The sequence below is a fragment of the Pseudomonas sp. genome (genome assembly GCF_048269965.1).
Taxonomy (GTDB): domain Bacteria; phylum Pseudomonadota; class Gammaproteobacteria; order Pseudomonadales; family Pseudomonadaceae; genus Aquipseudomonas.
Genome location: NZ_JBLWTV010000011.1, coordinates 119,116 through 134,882 on the forward strand (window position 1 = coordinate 119,116; position 15,767 = coordinate 134,882).

Annotated in this window: 15 protein-coding genes; 7 read left to right on the forward strand and 8 right to left on the reverse strand. The window is 65.4% G+C overall.

Annotated elements, in window-relative coordinates; all coding sequences use genetic code 11:
• Position 1: 1 nt before the first annotated feature.
• The 3 genes from cueR to ACN0X6_RS14520 all read right to left on the reverse strand — a co-directional run bounded on the left by cueR (position 2) and on the right by ACN0X6_RS14520 (position 3,268).
• Positions 2-433: a Cu(I)-responsive transcriptional regulator gene (gene cueR, locus ACN0X6_RS14510; RefSeq protein ID WP_417704932.1), complete on the reverse strand. Its 432-nt coding sequence runs from the start codon at positions 431-433 to the stop codon at positions 2-4.
• Complete coding sequence (locus ACN0X6_RS14515) at positions 430-2,811, reverse strand: heavy metal translocating P-type ATPase (RefSeq protein WP_417704933.1); 2,382 nt, start codon at positions 2,809-2,811, stop codon at positions 430-432. Before ACN0X6_RS14515 ends, cueR begins: the two co-directional genes overlap by 4 nt.
• A 64-nt stretch (positions 2,812-2,875) precedes the next feature.
• A complete protein-coding gene (locus ACN0X6_RS14520; protein WP_417704935.1) occupies positions 2,876-3,268 on the reverse strand; it encodes a hypothetical protein in 393 nt (130 codons plus the stop codon).
• 113 nt (positions 3,269-3,381) lie between these two features.
• Between ACN0X6_RS14520 and ACN0X6_RS14525 the strand changes: the two genes are divergently transcribed.
• The gene (locus ACN0X6_RS14525) at positions 3,382-3,579 is read left to right on the forward strand and encodes a heavy-metal-associated domain-containing protein (protein WP_417704937.1); all 198 of its coding nucleotides are present in this window, start codon (positions 3,382-3,384) and stop codon (positions 3,577-3,579) included.
• A gap of 12 nt (positions 3,580-3,591) precedes the next feature.
• Here ACN0X6_RS14525 and ACN0X6_RS14530 read toward each other — a convergent pair whose 3' ends face one another.
• Positions 3,592-4,212: a TetR family transcriptional regulator gene (locus tag ACN0X6_RS14530; protein ID WP_072423103.1), complete on the reverse strand. Its 621-nt coding sequence runs from the start codon at positions 4,210-4,212 to the stop codon at positions 3,592-3,594.
• Positions 4,213-4,336: 124 nt separating this feature from the next.
• Between ACN0X6_RS14530 and ACN0X6_RS14535 the strand changes: the two genes are divergently transcribed.
• The 3 genes from ACN0X6_RS14535 (at position 4,337) to ACN0X6_RS14545 (ending at position 9,891) form a co-directional block, all read left to right on the forward strand.
• Positions 4,337-5,488: an efflux RND transporter periplasmic adaptor subunit gene (locus tag ACN0X6_RS14535; protein ID WP_417704939.1), complete on the forward strand. Its 1,152-nt coding sequence runs from the start codon at positions 4,337-4,339 to the stop codon at positions 5,486-5,488.
• A gap of 5 nt (positions 5,489-5,493) precedes the next feature.
• Positions 5,494-8,631 (forward strand): efflux RND transporter permease subunit, encoded by a 3,138-nt coding sequence (locus tag ACN0X6_RS14540; RefSeq protein WP_417704940.1) that lies wholly within the window; start codon positions 5,494-5,496, stop codon positions 8,629-8,631.
• 90 nt (positions 8,632-8,721) lie between these two features.
• Positions 8,722-9,891, forward strand: a complete 1,170-nt coding sequence (locus ACN0X6_RS14545; protein ID WP_417704942.1) for a multidrug effflux MFS transporter — start codon at positions 8,722-8,724, stop codon at positions 9,889-9,891.
• 9 nt (positions 9,892-9,900) lie between these two features.
• On the opposite strand, the gene ACN0X6_RS14550 is transcribed toward ACN0X6_RS14545, so the two are convergent.
• A complete protein-coding gene (locus tag ACN0X6_RS14550; protein WP_417704944.1) occupies positions 9,901-10,761 on the reverse strand; it encodes a neutral zinc metallopeptidase in 861 nt (286 codons plus the stop codon).
• 50 nt (positions 10,762-10,811) lie between these two features.
• Positions 10,812-11,246, reverse strand: coding sequence for a DUF411 domain-containing protein (locus ACN0X6_RS14555; protein ID WP_417704946.1), 435 nt, complete (start codon positions 11,244-11,246; stop codon positions 10,812-10,814).
• A gap of 129 nt (positions 11,247-11,375) precedes the next feature.
• Between ACN0X6_RS14555 and ACN0X6_RS14560 the strand changes: the two genes are divergently transcribed.
• Both ACN0X6_RS14560 and ACN0X6_RS14565 read left to right on the forward strand, forming a co-directional pair.
• Positions 11,376-11,753 (forward strand): DUF4345 family protein, encoded by a 378-nt coding sequence (locus ACN0X6_RS14560; RefSeq protein WP_417704947.1) that lies wholly within the window; start codon positions 11,376-11,378, stop codon positions 11,751-11,753.
• Positions 11,754-11,854: 101 nt separating this feature from the next.
• The gene (locus ACN0X6_RS14565; RefSeq protein WP_417704949.1) at positions 11,855-12,319 is read left to right on the forward strand and encodes a hypothetical protein; all 465 of its coding nucleotides are present in this window, start codon (positions 11,855-11,857) and stop codon (positions 12,317-12,319) included.
• A 3-nt stretch (positions 12,320-12,322) separates the two neighbouring features.
• Here the strand turns inward: ACN0X6_RS14565 and trmA are convergent, their stop codons facing one another.
• Together trmA and ACN0X6_RS14575 are read right to left on the reverse strand one after the other, a co-directional pair.
• Positions 12,323-13,411: a tRNA (uridine(54)-C5)-methyltransferase TrmA gene (gene trmA / locus ACN0X6_RS14570; protein WP_417704951.1), complete on the reverse strand. Its 1,089-nt coding sequence runs from the start codon at positions 13,409-13,411 to the stop codon at positions 12,323-12,325.
• A gap of 293 nt (positions 13,412-13,704) precedes the next feature.
• Positions 13,705-14,997, reverse strand: a complete 1,293-nt coding sequence (locus ACN0X6_RS14575; RefSeq protein WP_417704953.1) for an NCS2 family permease — start codon at positions 14,995-14,997, stop codon at positions 13,705-13,707.
• 199 nt (positions 14,998-15,196) lie between these two features.
• Between ACN0X6_RS14575 and ACN0X6_RS14580 the strand changes: the two genes are divergently transcribed.
• Positions 15,197-15,748 carry a DJ-1 family glyoxalase III gene (locus ACN0X6_RS14580; RefSeq protein ID WP_417704955.1) on the forward strand — a complete coding sequence of 184 codons (552 nt, stop codon included), beginning with the start codon at positions 15,197-15,199 and terminating at the stop codon, positions 15,746-15,748.
• Positions 15,749-15,767 lie beyond the last annotated feature (19 nt).

Consider the following 15,767-nt stretch of genomic DNA (forward strand, 5'->3'; position numbering starts at 1 on the left):
GCTACAAGGTCCCTCCGTGCGCGCATTTCGATGCGCCGCAGCTCACGCCCTCCTCGATCCCCTTCAATATCGGGCAGTCCGGCCGGTCGTTACCCTGGCAACCGTTCGCCAACTCCACCAGCGTATCGCGCAACGCGCTCATCTCGGCGATCTTGCGCGACAGCGTGGCGATATGTTCCTCGGCCAGCGCCTTCACATCGGCACTGGCGCGCTGCTTGTCCTGCCACAGGGCCAGCAGCTTGCCGACTTCCTCCAGAGAAAAGCCCAGATCCCGCGCCCGCTTGATGAACGCTAGGCGGTGCAGGTCGGTCGGGCTGTACTGCCGATAGCCACTCTCCGAGCGCCCTGCATGGGGCAGCAGGTCGATGGACTCGTAGTAGCGAATCATCTTGGCGCTCAGGCCGGTGTGCCTGGCGGCTTGGCCGATGTTCATCGCATTTGATCTCCCTTCGGCTTCCATCGATTGAGCAGCAGCGCGTTGCTCACCACGCTGACGCTGGACAGGGCCATGGCGGCGCCGGCGAACATCGGGTTGAGCAGGCCGGCCGCAGCCAGGGGAATGCCGATCAGGTTATAGATGAAGGCCCAGAACAGGTTCTGGCGGATCTTGGCGTAGGTGCGCCGGCTGATATCCAGCGCGGCTGGCACCAGGCGCGGGTCGCCGCGCATCAGGGTGATGCCGGCGGCATGCATGGCGGCATCGGTGCCACCACCCATGGCGATGCCGACGTCCGCTGCGGCCAGCGCCGGTGCGTCGTTGATGCCGTCGCCGACCATGGCCACGGTGCCATGCTGGCGCAGTTCACCGATCAGCCGTGCCTTGTCCGCCGGCAGCACCTGGGCGTGCGGTTCGTCGATGCCCAGCACGCTGGCCACCGCCGCCACGCTGCCTTGATTATCGCCACTGATCAGGTGGCTGGTGATGCCCTGTTCGCGCAGCTCGGCGATGGCGTCGGCGGCGCCTTCCTTGAGTTGATCACCGAAGGCCAGCAGGCCGAGCAGGCGTGGCCTGCTGCCGGTTTCGATCAGCCAGGACAGCGTGCGGCCTTCGGCTTCCCAGCTTTGCGCCGATGTGCCCAGCGCGCCGGCCTGTAACTGGTTTTCCTCCAGCAGGCGGCTGCTGCCCAGTTGCAGGCTGCGACCCTCGACATCACCGGCGATGCCGCGGCCTGCCAGCGCTCGGCTGTCGCTCAGTGCCGGCAGGGCGATGTGCTGCTCTGCGCAGCGCTGCAGCACGGCCTTGGCAAGCGGGTGTTCGCTGCCCTGTTGCAGAGCGCCGGCCAGGCGCAGCAGTTCTTCTCCGCTGGCTTCGCCCAGACCGATATGGACGATGCGCGGCTTGCCTTCGGTGAGGGTGCCGGTCTTGTCGAAGGCGATGTGCTGCACGGCATGGGCCACTTCCAGCGCTTCGGCGTCCTTGATCAGGATGCCGTGGCGCGCGGCGACGCCGGTGCCGGCCATGATCGCGGTCGGCGTGGCCAAGCCCAGCGCGCAGGGGCAGGCAATCACCAGCACGGCGACGGCGTTGAGCAGGGCGTTTTCCAGCGCTGCGCCAAACGCCAGCCAGCCCAGCAGCGTGGCCAGGGCGATCAGCAGTACCGAAGGGACGAATACCTGGCTGACCTTGTCCACCAGCTTCTGAATCGGCGCCTTGGCAGCCTGGGCGTCTTCCACCAGGCGGATGATCCGTGACAGCACGGTTTCGGCACCGAGGGCAGTGGTTTCCACCAGCAGGCGACCTTCACCGTTGATGGCACCGGCCGTCACCTTGTCGCCCGGCTGCTTGGCCACCGGCAGGCTTTCACCACTGATCAGCGCTTCGTCGGCATGGCTGTTGCCCTCCAGCACCTGGCCGTCGACCGGGAAGCGTTCGCCGGGCTTGACCAGAATCCGGTCACCCAGTGCCAGCGCGTCGATGCCGACACGCTCTTCACGTCCATCGATCAGGCGCACCGCGTGATCCGGGCGCAATGCCTGCAAGGCGCGAATGGCACCGGCGGTCTGGCGCTTGGCGCGGCTTTCCAGGTACTTGCCGAGCAGGATCAGGCTGATGATCACCGCCGAGGCCTCGAAGTACAGGTGCGGCATCTGCCCGGCTGGCGTCACGGCCCATTGGTACAGGCTCAGGCCATAACCGGCGCTGGTGCCGATGGCCACCAGTTGATCCATGTTGCCGGCACGGGCTTTCAGCGCCTGCCAGGCGGCGCGGTAAAAACGCGCACCGAAGATGAACTGCACGGGCGTGGCGAGCAGGAACTGCGCCCAGGCTGGCAGCATCCAGTGCAGACCGAAGGGTTCGACCAGCATCGGCACTAGCAGTGGCAGGGTCAGGGCGATGGCCGCCAGCAAGGTCAGGCGTTCCCGCTGCAAGCGGCGCTGCGCCTGATCCGCAGCCGGGCGCTCGTCCAACAGGCTGGCCTTGTAGCCGGCGGCGGCTAGGGCCTTCAACGCCTGCTGCGGATCGAAGCCGGCGAGCACCTGCAGGCGCGCCTTCTCGTCGGCGAGATTGACGGCGACCTGGCTGATGCCCGGCAGTTTGCCCAGGGCGCGCTCGATGCGGCCGACGCAACTGGCGCAGGTCATGCCTTCGATGCTCAGCTCCAGAGGCTGGCTGGGCACGCTGTAACCGGCGCCCTCGATGGTGGTGATCAGCTGCGACAGGCTATCGGCAGGCGCTTCGATGCGCGCCTGCTCGCTGGCCAGGTTGACGCTGACGCGGCTTACCTGCGGCAGCTTGCGCAGGGCGCGCTCGACACGGCCGGCACAACTGGCGCAGGTCATGCCCTGGATGGGCAGGTCGAAGGTGGTCATGGTGATGCTCCCTGTAACGTCGTGGCTACAGGATCAACCTTGCCCCCATGGCAAGGTCAAGTCTTCAGTTCAGCGTCGGCGCGGCATGCAGTCGCAGGCCATCGCTGCCCATGGCGATGCGGTAGCGGCGCACTTCGCCGGCCTGCAGTTGCAGCGACTGACCGGCGAGCTGGTTGATACCGTCCTGACAGGGGCCGGTGCCGGTCAGGCCGAGGCGCAACGAGACCTTGCCGGGCGGCAGGTTGAAGGACACCGACTGGCCCTGATGCAGGCGTGCGGCCATCTGGTCATGCAGATACAGCGCGACCTCACAGGTGGTGGCCACTTCAAGGCGTTCGCGCGAGACGATCAGCACCGCGTAGCCTTCGCCCTGAGTGGTCGAGGGCAGCGGTGCCAGGGGTTCGGCCTGAGCCAGAGGCGCCATCAGCAGGGCAAGGGCAGAGCAGAGCAGGCGCATGGCGAGGGTCCTCATGCAGAAAGCGGAGCGGGTGACATGCAGCAAGGGCTTGACCTTGCCACCGTGGCAAGGTCGAGACTACACCCATCAACCACCGATTCAAGGAGTCAGTCATGCAGCAATTCAAGGTTAGCGGAATGTCCTGTGGGCACTGCGTGCGGGCCGTCACCCAGGCGATCCAGGCGCTGGAGCAGACGGCCAGGGTCGAGGTCGATCTGGCTGCGGGCCTGGTGCGGGTCGAGGCCAGCCTGGATGCCGCACAGATACAGACAGCGATTCGCGACGAGGGCTACGAGGTTGTGCCCGCGTAGTCCTCGCGCCTGCTAGGGCCACTGCCGCAGCAGGCCGCGAAAGCAGCTGTCGATCATCGCCGGGGTATCGGTCTGGGCGTCGAACAGGTTGGGATCGCGCAGCCAGTCACTGAACAGGCCGACGAGCAGCGCGTGCAGCGTGCGCGAGGCCAGGCGCGGGGTGATGCCTGGCTGCAGGTACGGTTGCACGGTCGACAGCGCGAACTGCTGTTCGCACAGGTCGATGAACTGATTGACGAAGGTCTCGTGACGCTCCTCGGCCTCGCGCAGTTCCTCGGTGAACTCGCAGCGGCGCAACAGCACGGTGAGGATGCGCCGACGCTGTTCGTCGAGCACCAGATTGGCCATGGCTTCTATGCACAGATCGCGCAGCAACTGCAGCGATGACAGGCCATCGACCGCCGCCAGTTGCTGGGCCAGTGGCTCCAGCGGCAGGCGAACCTGGTTGAGCATCTCGTGGAACAGGTGCGCCTTGTTCTGGAAGTGCCAATAAACCGCGCCGCGCGTAACTCCGGCATGTCTGGCGATATGCTCGAGGCTGGTATGGGCGACCCCGCGCTCGAGGAACAACTGTTCCGCGGCAGCGAGGATGGCGCAGCGGGTTTTCTCCGCATCTTCTTTGGTTCTACGCATGGCGATCCGGTTAATTGGAACTAGGCTCAGATTGTGCCGAGTTTACCGATTTTGCCCCGCCTGCTGGTGGCGGGCTTGGATGTCCTGCTTTCGCCCCGTGTCTAGCCAAGGAGAGGAATGCCTCATGCCCTTCGTTCGTCTGGTCGGTATCTGCCTGCCCTTCAGCCTGGTCCTGCTGGCCCCGAGCGTGCAGGCCGCCGATGCGCCACCGACTGCGGTGACGGTCGAGCAGGTCAAGGCCGGCGAACTGCCCATCGTGCTGGAGTATCCGGCGCGAACCGCCGGTTACCGCGAGGTGCAGGTCAGGGCCCAGGTCGGCGGCATCCTGCAGGAGCGCACCTATCAGGAGGGTAGTCGGGTGCAGAAGGATCAGGTGCTGTTTCGCATCGATCCGCGCCCCTATGAAGCTGCCCTGGCCCGTGCCAAGGGTGCCCTGGCGCAGGAGCAGGCGCGTTTCCGGCAGACCGATCGCGACCTCAAGCGCATCCGTGAACTGCAGAAGAAAGGCTTCGCCAGCGAGAGCGAGCTGGACAACGCCATCTCCAACTTCGAGCAGAGCAAGGCCAATATCGAGGCGGCCCAGGCCGAGGTGCAGTCGCGTCAGATCGACCTCGACTACACCACGGTCAAGGCGCCGATCACCGGCATCACCAGCAAGGAAAGCGTCTCCGAAGGCAGCCTGATCGTCGCCGGCGATCCCAGTGCCAGCCTGCTGACGCAGATCACCCAGCTCGACCCGATCTTCGTCAACTTCGCCTACCCGGACGCCGAGGCCGAGCGCCTGCGCCGCGAACTGTCCGAAGGCAGTCTGGTGCCGCCGACCAGCGGCAAACTCAGCGTGGAAGTGCATTTCGGTGACGGCTCGGTCTACCCGACGGCGGGCGAGGTGGATTTCACCGACAGCCTGATCGACCGCGGCACCGGCACCGTCAGCGCCCGTGGCGTGGTGCCGAACCCCGAGCAGAAGCTGTTGCCCGGGCAGTTCGTGCGCGTGCAGGTCATGGGGCTGACCCGCCCCAACGCCATCACCGTACCGGAGCGTGCCGTCGCTCAGGGGCCGCGTGGCACCTTCGTCTACGTGGTGGACGAACAGAGCGTCGCGCGCATGCGCCAGGTCACCATGGGCGATACGGCCGGCGGCCGCTGGGTGATTCTGGCCGGCGTCAGCGATGGTCAGCGGGTGATAGTCGACGGCCTGGCCAAGGTGCGACCGGACAGCCCGGTCAAGGTCGAGGAGGCGAAGGCAGCCACGCCAGCCAGCCCGGCGCAGGAGTAACGGCCATGATCTCGCGCTTCTTCATCGACCGTCCGGTATTCGCCACCGTCATCTCCATCGTCATCGTGCTCGCCGGCCTGGCTGCGATGCGCGCGTTGCCCATTGCCCAGTACCCGGAAATCCTGCCGCCGCAGGTGTCGGTCAGCGCCTCTTACCCTGGTGCCAGTTCGCAGGTCATCGCCGAAACCGTGGCGGCGCCGCTGGAACAGCAGATCAATGGCGTCGAGAACATGATCTACCAGCTGTCCAACTCCTCCAGCAGCGGGGCGATGAGCCTGACGGTGTACTTCGAGGTTGGCACCGACCCGGACCAGGCCACCATCAACGTCAACAACAAGGTGCAGGCGGCACTGGCCAAGCTGCCGGAAGAGGTGCGCCGCCAGGGCGTGAAGGTGGAGAAGAAGTCCTCCGACATCCTCCAGGTGATCACCCTCTACTCGCCGGATGATTCGCGTGACCCGATCTTCATCAGCAACTACGCGCTGATCAACGTCATCGACGAACTCAAGCGCCTCAAGGGCGTTGGCGACGCCAGCCAGTTCGGCTCCAAGGACTATTCCATGCGCATCTGGCTGCGCCCGGACAAGCTGGCGCAGTACAACCTCACGCCCACCGATGTGGTCAACGCCATCCGCGAGCAGAACTCGCAGTTCGCTGCCGGCAGCTTCGGCCAGCAGCCGCTGAAGGAACCGCAGGACTTCACTTATACCGTCACCACGCAAGGACGTTTCACCGACCCGCAGGAGTTCGAGAGCGTCATCCTGCGTACCGACGACACCGGTGCCAGCTTGCTGCTCAAGGACGTGGCGCGGGTCGAGCTGGGGGCGCAGGACTACTCGCTGGTCACCACCCTCAATGGCCAGCAGAACGCCGCCTTCGGTATCTATCTGCAGCCCGGCGCCAACGCCCTGGACACCGCCGAGGCGGTCGAGCGCACCATGCAGCGCCTGTCCAAGCGCTTCCCCGAAGGCATCGCCTACAAGATCCCCTACGACACCACCAAGTTCGTCCAGGTCTCGATCACCGAGGTGATCCACACCTTCTTCGAGGCGCTGGTGCTGGTGGTGCTGGTGGTGTTCATCTTCCTGCAGAACTGGCGCGCCACGCTGATTCCGGTGCTGGCCATTCCGGTGTCGCTGGTGGGCACGTTCGCCGGCATGTACATGCTGGGCTTCTCCATCAACCTGCTGACGCTGTTCGGCATGGTGCTGGCCATCGGCATCGTGGTGGACGATGCCATCGTGGTGATCGAGAACGTCGAACGGGTAATGCGAACCGAAAACCTGAACGCGCGCGAGGCCTCGATCAAGGCGATGGAGGAGGTCACCGGGCCGATCATCGCCATCGTCCTGGTGCTCTGCGCGGTGTTCGTGCCGGTGGGCTTCCTCGGCGGCCTGGCGGGGCAGATGTACAAGCAGTTCGCGATCACCATCGCGGTGTCGGTGGTGATTTCCGGCATCGTTGCGCTGACCCTTTCCCCCGCGCTGTGCGCGCTGCTGCTCAAACCCGGCCACCATGAACCGGCAGCGCCGTTTCGCGCCTTCAACCGCTTCTTCGACAAGGCCACCGAGGGCTACGGCGCCGGGGTGCGCTTCTTCCTCAAGCGTTCGCTGGTCGGCTTGCTGCTGTTCGGCGGCATGATCGCGCTGATCATGCTGCTGTTCTCGCGGGTGCCCGGCTCGCTGGTGCCCGATGAGGATCAGGGCTATGTGATCAACGCCTACTACCTGCCGCCAGCCGCTTCGCTCAATCGCACCGAGGCGCTGAGTGGTGCGGTGAGCCAGCAGCTGATGGAGCATCCGGCGGTGCAGGACGTGGTGACCTTCGCCGGTTTCGACGTGCTCACCTTCGGCGTGCGCAGCAACGCCGGGGTGTCCTTCGTGCCGCTCAAGGACTGGAGCGAACGTACGACGCCTGAACTCGATGCGCGCAACCTGACGCGCGAGTTCATGGGCATGGGCGCCGCGCAGAAGGATGGCCTGGTGTTGTCGTTCAACCCACCGCCGATCACCGGCATGAGCACCACCGGCGGTTTCGAATCCTTCATCCAGGATCGCTCCGGCGGCAGCGTCGAGCAGCTCGGCGAGAAGGTCCAGGCCTTCGTCGAGGCCGCCAGCAAGCGGCCGGAGCTGGCCGGCATCCAGAGCACCTTCAGCGCCAACGTGCCGCAGTATTACATCGACCTGGATCGCACCAAGACGCGCGCCCTTGGCGTCAGCGTCAGCGATGTGTTCACCGCCATGCAGGCCACCTTCGGCAGTTACTACGTCAACGACTTCACCCTCTACGGGCGCACCTGGCAGGTCAGCCTGCAGTCAGAGTCGGAGTTCCGCCGCAAGCCGGAAGATCTTGGCCAGGTCTACGTACGCTCCAGCAGCGGCGATCTGGTGCCGCTGTCGACCCTGCTGCGGGTGCGGCGCATCCTCGGGCCGGATTCCTATGATCGCTTCAACGTCTATCCCTCGGCCAAGGTCCTCGGTGGCCCGGCGCCGGGCTACAGCTCCGGGCAGGCGCTGGCGGCGATGCAGGAAGTGGCCGACGAGGTGCTGGGCGAGGACTACAGCCTGGGCTGGATCGGCTCGGCCTATCAAGAACTGGCAACCCAGGGCTCGGGAACCCAGGCCTTCGTCTTCGGCCTGATTCTGGTCTTCCTGATCCTCGCCGCGCAGTACGAGCGCTGGACGCTGCCGTTGGCGGTGGTCACCGCCGTGCCGTTCGCGGTATTCGGGGCGATCCTCGCGGTGTGGCTGCGCGGTATTCAGAATGACGTGTACTTCCAGGTCGGCCTGGTCACCCTGATCGGTCTGGCGGCGAAGAACGCCATCCTCATCGTCGAGTTCGCCGTGCTGCTGCGCGCCGAAGGCAAGGGCATCTTCGACTCGGCGCTGGAGGCGGCCAAGCTGCGTTTCCGCCCCATCGTGATGACCTCGCTGGCGTTCATTCTCGGTTGCGTGCCGCTGGCCATCAGCTCCGGTGCGGGCTCGGCCAGCCGCCACTCCATCGGCACCGGGGTGATCGGCGGCATGCTCGCGGCGACGCTGCTGGCCACCTTCCTCATCCCGATGTTCTACCTGCTGGTGGAGTCGGCGGCGCAACGGGTGAGCCAGCGCGGCAAGGCCAGGGAAGAACAGCCGCCGCATTGATCAGCGCGAAGCGTCGTTCGGCGATCCGCGCTTTCATCTGCGGCCTGGTCGATGAGATGATTAGCCGGCTAACAATAGTCCGGATTATTCATGAACCTGCGAACCTTGCTGATCCTGGGTGCGCTGAGCGCCTTCGGCCCCCTGGCCATCGATTTCTATCTGCCGAGTTTCCCTACCCTGGCGCAGCAGTTCGGCACGGATGTCGAACATATTCAGCTGTCGCTGGCGGCCTATTTCATCGGTATTGCCACCGGCCAGCTGTTCTACGGACCATTGGCGGATCGCTTCGGTCGCCGCGTGCCGCTGCTGGTCGGGGTGGCGTTGTTCACCGTGGCGTCGCTGGCTTGCGCCCTGGCGCCGAATCTGGAGTGGCTGGTGACGGCGCGCTTCGTCCAGGCCCTCGGCGGCTGCGCCGGCATGGTGATCACCCGCGCGGTAGTGCGCGACCTGTGCGATCCGCTGGCCTCGGCCAAGGTGTTCTCGCAACTGGTGCTGGTGATGGGCCTGGCACCGATTCTCGCGCCCCTGGGTGGCGGGCTGCTGCTCAACACGCTGGGCTGGCCGTGGATCTTCCACTGCCTGGCGATCTTTGCCGGGCTGTGCCTGCTGGCCGTGCTGCTGTGGTTGCCGGAGACGCGCCCGCAGCATCTGCAACCGGCGCCGCTGAGCGGTGCCTTCGGCCAATACCGCGCGCTGCTGGGCAATGCCCCGTTCATGGGCTACAGCCTGGCCGGTGGTGTGGCGATGGCCGGCATGTTCGCCTACATCGCCGGCTCGCCCTTCGTCTTCATCGAACTGTACGCCGTGCCGGCCGAGCACTATGGCTGGCTGTTCGGCAGCAACGCGGCGGGCTTCGTGATCATGGCGCAGGTCAACGCGCGGCTGGTACGCAATGGCGGCCCGGCGCTGTGGCTGCGGCGCATGGTGCTGGTGTACCTGGCCAGTGGCATGTGCCTGCTGGCGTTGGCGCTGTGGCAACCGGCCGAGCTGTGGCCGTTGCTGATTCCGCTGTTCATCTGCGTGGCCAGCCTCGGTTGCGTGCTGCCCAATGCCACGGCCTGCGCCATGGCCGGGCAGGGCCGTCATGCCGGCAGCGCATCCGGGTTGCTGGGCAGCATGCAGTTCAGCGTGGCGGCCAGCGCTTCGGCGTTGGTGGCCTTCCTGCACGATGGTTCGGCCATGCCCATGGCGCTGGTGATCGCCCTGTGCGGCGCTGGCGCCTGCGGCTTCGCCTGGTGGAGCAAGCGCTTCGTGGTCTGATCCGGCGCGTTACAGGCGCGCCGCCTTGAAGGTGTCGCAACGCCCCGGCTGACCGCTCTCGAAACCGCTGCTGAACCAGCGCACGCGCTGCTGCGAGGTGCCATGGGTGAAGGCATCCGGCACCACCTGACCGCGCGACTGCTTCTGCAGGCGGTCATCACCGATGGCGCTGGCTGCGTTCAGTGCTTCTTCCAGGTCGCCGGCCTCCAGCCAGACATGCCGGCGTTGCGCGTGATGCGCCCAGACCCCGGCCAGGCAGTCGGCCTGCAGTTCCTGACGCACCAGCAGGCCGCCGTCGCCCTCGACGCGTTCGCCACGCTGGCGCGCTGCGTTGACCTTGGCCGAGACGCCGAGCAGGGTCTGCACGTGATGGCCGACCTCATGGGCGATCACGTAGGCCTGGGCGAAATCGCCGGCTGCAGAGAAGCGTTGCTCCATCTCGCGGAAAAACGCCATGTCCAGATACACGCGCTGATCACCCGGGCAGTAGAAGGGACCGACTGCCGAGCTGGCGAAACCACAGGCGGAATTGACGCCGTCGGAGAACAGCACCAGTTGCGGATCGCGATACTGCTGGCCGGCCTGCTGGAACAGCTCGCGCCAGGTGTCTTCGGTATCGCCGAGAATCGCGCGGACGAACTCGCTCTGCTCGTCGTTTGCCGGTGGTGCGCTCTGCGTCTGGGCGACCTGTGGTTGGGTCGCCTGGCCGGCAATCTGACCGAGAATCTGCAGCGGGTCCTGGCCCATCAGCAGGCCGACGATGACGATCACCGCCACACCGCCGAGGCTCAGGCCGCCGCCGAGTCGCCTGCCGGAACGGCCGCGCGCATCCACCACGTTGTCACTACGTCTACCGCGTTGCCAGCGCATGGCCGCACTCCCAGGTTGGTTATCGCAGCAGTGTAGCTGCGCGCGCCGACTCAGTTGGCGGGATAGTCGCTCAGCAGCTGATCCTGGCGCGCGCGATCCAGGCCGATGACCTGATAGGCGTCGACACGATCACCATATTCCATGCCCGGTGAGCCCACGGGCATGCCAGGTACGGCAGCGCCGATCAGGTCCACGCGCTCACGCAGTTTGAGAATGTCGGCTGCCGGCACGTGGCCTTCGACGAATTTGCCGTCGATCACGCCGGTGTGGCAGGAAGCCAGGCGAGGCGGAACGCCGAGTCGCTGTTTGACGGCGACCATGTCGGCCTCGACATGGTCGTTGACGGTGAAACCATTGTCCTGCAGATGGCTGATCCAGGCCTTGCAGCAGCCACAATTGGCATCGCGGTGCACATCGATGGTCAGTGGCTCGCTGGCGTGAGCGAGGCTGGTGAAGAGGCAGAGGGCGAGCAGGGAACGACGCATGGCAAGGCTCCAGATAATCGAGTGTTGAGCATAGCGCCGGCATGACGACTGCCCAAGCCATTGCGACTATGCGTCGCGACCCGTGGCGGCCTATGCTGGCGGCAGTCACCCATTGCCTGGAACCTGCCGATGCTGTTCGCCCGAATCGTCCTGTTGATCCAGATCGCTGCCTTGCTCGTGCTGGGGCTGGCCTACTTCATCCGTCCCGAGGAAATGGCCAGTTTCAGCGGCGCACTGCTGATGGGCAATGCGGCGTTGACCGAAGTGCGCGCCTATTACGGCGGGCTGCAACTGGGGCTGGCGGCTTACCTGGCGATGGCGCTGCTGCGCCTGGATCTGCTGCGCCCGGCGCTGCTTCTGCTGGTGCTGCTGTACAGCGTGCTGGCGCTGGCGCGTGCTGCCGGGCTGTGGCTGGACGGTGGTGCGCAGCAGACCTTCAACCTCTATGCGCTGCTGCTCGAAGTGGTGTCGGCCGGGCTGGCCTGGTGGGCGTTGCGCGGTCTCTAGTGCGAGAGACGTGGGTCACGATACGGCACGGCACGCTTGCTGTAGGGGACACTTGGCAAGAGAATGCGCGGTGCAACATTCCGTGAACAAGGACATTTGATATGGACATCGTTATGGGCCTGATCGGCCTTGGCCTGATTGCCTTCTTTGCATTCAACGCCACCCGCTTCTTTGGCGGGCATCTCTCGGGGCGCATGAATCTTCAGGATCTGCGCCTGCATGGCAAATCCCATCGTACCTTGCAGCAGACCGAGCGTGACAGCCTGGCCGAGTTCGCCAAAGGGCTTGGCTATCTGGGCAGCATGGCGCCTTCATACGAACCGCTGACTGACGATGTTTATCGTTTGAAAGGCGAGGGCAAAGTCGTTCGCTACAGCATGAGCGGCGCCAATTCTGAAACCACCACGATCGATGGGGTTCCCGTCGAGATTCCCTACACGCTGCGCGAGGTTCTGCTGGCTCAGGATAACGAGGCAGAGGTGGTGCTCGCCAAAGGTCACGCGCTGGTGCTATCGCTCAATGGCTACGCCATTGCCCTGGTGGATAGCACGCAACCAGCAACCTGAATTTCAGCGCCTTTCCAGCAACACACCCGCTTCCATATGGTGTGTGTAGGGGAACTGGTCGAACAGCGCGCTGCGCGTCACCCGGTGGGTGTCGCTCAGCTGGGCGATGTTGGCCGCCAGGGTCTCCGGGTTGCAGGAGATGTACAGGATGCGCTCGAAGCGCCGGGTCAGCTCGCAGGTGTCCGGGTCCATGCCGGCGCGCGGCGGGTCGACGAAGACACTGCCAAACTCATAACTCTTGAGGTCGATGCCGGCCAGGCGGCGGAACGGGCGCACCTCGTTCAACGCCTGGGTCAGCTCCTCGGCGGACAGGCGCACCAGCTCGACGTTGTCCACGCCATTGCCTTGCAGGTTGGCCAGGGCGGCGCCCACCGAGGTCTTGCTGATCTCGGTCGCCAGCACCTTGCGCACACGGGTGGCCAGCGGCAGGGTGAAGTTGCCGTTGCCGCAGTAAAGCTCCAGCAGATCGTCGTTACGCTCGCCGAGCACGTCATAGGCCCAGCCCAGCATCTTCTCGCAGACTCGGCCATTGGGCTGGGTGAAGGCGCCTTCGGGCTGGCGATAGCGGAAATGGCGTCCGGCCACGCTCAGTTCTTCTTCGACGTAGTCGCGGCCGATCACCAGACGCTGGCCACGGGAGCGACCGACCAGGCTGACATTCAGCTCGGCGGCCAGGCGTTCGGCCTCGGCTTGCCAGGCGTCGTCCAGCGGGCGGTGGTAGGCCAGGGTGATCAGCGCATCGCCGGCCAGGGTGGTGAGAAATTCCACCTGGAACAGTTTGAACGACAGCGCCTCGCTGGCCTGCCAGGCGGCGCGCAGGCGCGGCATCAGTGCGTTGATGCGCAGGCTGGCGATGGGGAAATCGTCGAGCAGGATCGGCGTGTGCTTGTCGCCCGGTGCGAACATCGCGTAGTGGCGCTGGCCGTCTTCACGCCACAGGCGGAACTCGGCGCGCATGCGGTAGTGCTCGCGCGGCGAGTCGAATACCGCAGGCTCCGGCGCGCCGAAGGGCGCCAGCAGTTCGACCAGGCGGGCCTTCTTCTCGGCGAGTTGGGCGTCGTAGGTGGCGGGGTCGAATGCGGGGCGGCTCATCGGTCACTCATGGGGCAGGAAAACGGGGCGCCATTGTAGCGACTCCGTTGCCGATGTGCCGTTGTCGTCGATCATTGGTGGCGCGGGACGCAGAGCGTCCGGGGGAGGCGTTCCCACGCGGAGCGTGGGAACGATCATGAGAGTATCCAGGGCACGGCGTAGGACGTACTTGCAAAGCGGCCGCGTAGGGTGGGCTTCAGCCCACCACTGGTGGCTCGGGACGCAGAGCGTCCAGGGGAGGCGTTCCCACGCGGAGCGTGGGAACGATCATGATCATCCAGCTTGTGCGCTGATCAGGCGAAGTAAGCCAGCTTGATGACGAACAGGGCCGAGAGCACCCACATCGCCGGGCTCAGCTCGCGCCAGCGCCCGGCCAGTACCTTGACTGCGGTCCAGGCGATGAAGCCGAAGGCGATGCCGTTGGCGATGGAGAAGGTCAGCGGCATGGCCAGGGCGGCGACCACCACCGGCGCGGCGACGGTCAGGTCGTCCCAGTCGATCTGGGCCAGGCTGCTCATCATCAGTACGGCGACGAACAGCAGCGCTGGCGCGGTGGCGTAGGCCGGAACGGCGCCAGCCAGCGGGGCGAAGAACAGGGCCAGGAGGAACAGCGCAGCCACCACGCAGGCGGTCAGGCCGGTACGCCCGCCGGCGCTGATGCCGGCGGCGGATTCGATGTAGCTGGTGGTGGTGCTGGTGCCCAGCGCGGCGCCGGCCATGGTCGCGGTGCTGTCGGCCAGCAGGGCACGGCCAAGGCGCGGCATCTTGCCGTCCTTGTCCAGCAGGTTGGCCTTCTGCGCGACGCCGACCAGCGTGCCGGAGGTGTCGAACAGGTCGACGAAGAGGAAGGCGAAGATCACGCTGATCAGGCCAATATCCAGCGCACCGGCAATGTCCAGTTGCAGCAGGGTCGGCAGCAGCGACGGTGGCATCGACACCACGCCTTGCAGCTCGGACAGGCCGAGGGCAATGGACAGCCCGGTGACCAGCAGGATGCCGATCATCACTGCACCGGTAACCTTGCGATAGGCCAGTGCGGCGATGACGAAGAAGCCCAGGCAGGCCAGCAGTGCGCCACCCTTGCTCATGTCGCCGAGGCCGACCAGAGTGGCCGGATGATCGACCACGATACCGGCGTTCTTCAGTGCGATGATCGCCAGGAACAGGCCGATACCGGCGGCAATGCCGGCGCGCAGCGCCAACGGGATGCTGTTGATGATCCACTCGCGGATCTTGAAGATCGACAGCAGGAAGAAGATCGCGCCGGAGAGGAACACCGCGCCCAGAGCGGTCTGCCAGCTGTAGCCCATGGTCATCACCACGGTGTAGGTGAAGAAGGCGTTGAGGCCCATGCCGGGCGCCAGGGCGATCGGGTAGTTGGCCAGCAGGCCCATGATCAGCGAGCCGATGGCGCCAGCCAGGCAGGTGGCGACGAACACCGCGCCGTGGTCCATGCCGGTCTTGGCCAGCATTTCCGGGTTGACGAAGAGAATGTAGGCCATGGTCAGGAAGGTGGTGATCCCGGCCAGTATCTCGGTGCGCACCGTGGTGTTGTGGGCTTTGAGTTGGAACAGTCTTTCCAGCATGGTGGCTCCCCGAGGCGCGAGCGCGCCGAAATTGATCTGCACAAAGCAAAGCACATTCGTCCGTGCAGGCCGGAAAATTGCTCGATCTGGCAAAAGCCGCGCATCATACCAGCAAGGTTTTGCCGGGTGAATTTATGGTCTGCCGTGTCTTTTTATGACCAGGTGGACAGTTTCATTTTCTGCCTCAAGGAGTGGTGAGATGAGCAAGCGAGCACTGATTGCAGTCGCCGACGGCGTCGAAGATCTCGAATGCGTGACCTTGATCGACGTGCTGCGCCGCGCCGATATCGAGGTACTGGTAGCGAGTATCGAAGAACGCAGGATGATCACCTGCGCCCGTGGCACCCGCCTGACCGCCGACGTCATGCTGGTGGACGTGCTGGCGCAGGATTTCGACCTGATCGTCCTGCCCGGTGGCATGCCGGGTGCGCAGCATCTGGCTGACTTCGAACCACTGGCCGAGCGCGTACGCAAGCAGGCCAGGGCGGGCGAGCTGTTCGCCGCGATCTGCGCCGCGCCCGCCTTGGCGCTGCAGCGCTACGGGGTGCTCAGGCAGCGGCGCATGACCTGCTACCCGGCATTCAGTGATCGACTGAGCGGCTGCACGTTCGTCGATGAGGCGGTAGTGGTCGATGGCAACTGCATCACCAGCCAGGGGCCGGGAACGGCATTGGCGTTTGCCCTGACCCTGGTGGAGCAGTTGGTCGGGCGCGGCACGCGCACCGAGGTGGCCAAGGCGATGCTGGTGTAGAGGGCGCGGCCCTGAATCT

Coding starts and splice junctions, on each gene's coding strand:
- ACN0X6_RS14540 (WP_417704940.1), top strand. CDS start 5,494: ATGATCTCGCGCTTCTTCATCGACCGTCCGGTATTCGCCACCGTCATC.
- ACN0X6_RS14530 (WP_072423103.1), bottom strand. CDS start 4,212: ATGCGTAGAACCAAAGAAGATGCGGAGAAAACCCGCTGCGCCATCCTC.
- trmA (WP_417704951.1), bottom strand. CDS start 13,411: ATGAGCCGCCCCGCATTCGACCCCGCCACCTACGACGCCCAACTCGCC.
- ACN0X6_RS14535 (WP_417704939.1), top strand. CDS start 4,337: ATGCCCTTCGTTCGTCTGGTCGGTATCTGCCTGCCCTTCAGCCTGGTC.
- ACN0X6_RS14545 (WP_417704942.1), top strand. CDS start 8,722: ATGAACCTGCGAACCTTGCTGATCCTGGGTGCGCTGAGCGCCTTCGGC.
- ACN0X6_RS14555 (WP_417704946.1), bottom strand. CDS start 11,246: ATGCGTCGTTCCCTGCTCGCCCTCTGCCTCTTCACCAGCCTCGCTCAC.
- ACN0X6_RS14560 (WP_417704947.1), top strand. CDS start 11,376: ATGCTGTTCGCCCGAATCGTCCTGTTGATCCAGATCGCTGCCTTGCTC.
- ACN0X6_RS14520 (WP_417704935.1), bottom strand. CDS start 3,268: ATGCGCCTGCTCTGCTCTGCCCTTGCCCTGCTGATGGCGCCTCTGGCT.
- ACN0X6_RS14515 (WP_417704933.1), bottom strand. CDS start 2,811: ATGACCACCTTCGACCTGCCCATCCAGGGCATGACCTGCGCCAGTTGT.
- ACN0X6_RS14565 (WP_417704949.1), top strand. CDS start 11,855: ATGGACATCGTTATGGGCCTGATCGGCCTTGGCCTGATTGCCTTCTTT.
- ACN0X6_RS14525 (WP_417704937.1), top strand. CDS start 3,382: ATGCAGCAATTCAAGGTTAGCGGAATGTCCTGTGGGCACTGCGTGCGG.
- ACN0X6_RS14575 (WP_417704953.1), bottom strand. CDS start 14,997: ATGCTGGAAAGACTGTTCCAACTCAAAGCCCACAACACCACGGTGCGC.
- cueR (WP_417704932.1), bottom strand. CDS start 433: ATGAACATCGGCCAAGCCGCCAGGCACACCGGCCTGAGCGCCAAGATG.
- ACN0X6_RS14580 (WP_417704955.1), top strand. CDS start 15,197: ATGAGCAAGCGAGCACTGATTGCAGTCGCCGACGGCGTCGAAGATCTC.
- ACN0X6_RS14550 (WP_417704944.1), bottom strand. CDS start 10,761: ATGCGCTGGCAACGCGGTAGACGTAGTGACAACGTGGTGGATGCGCGC.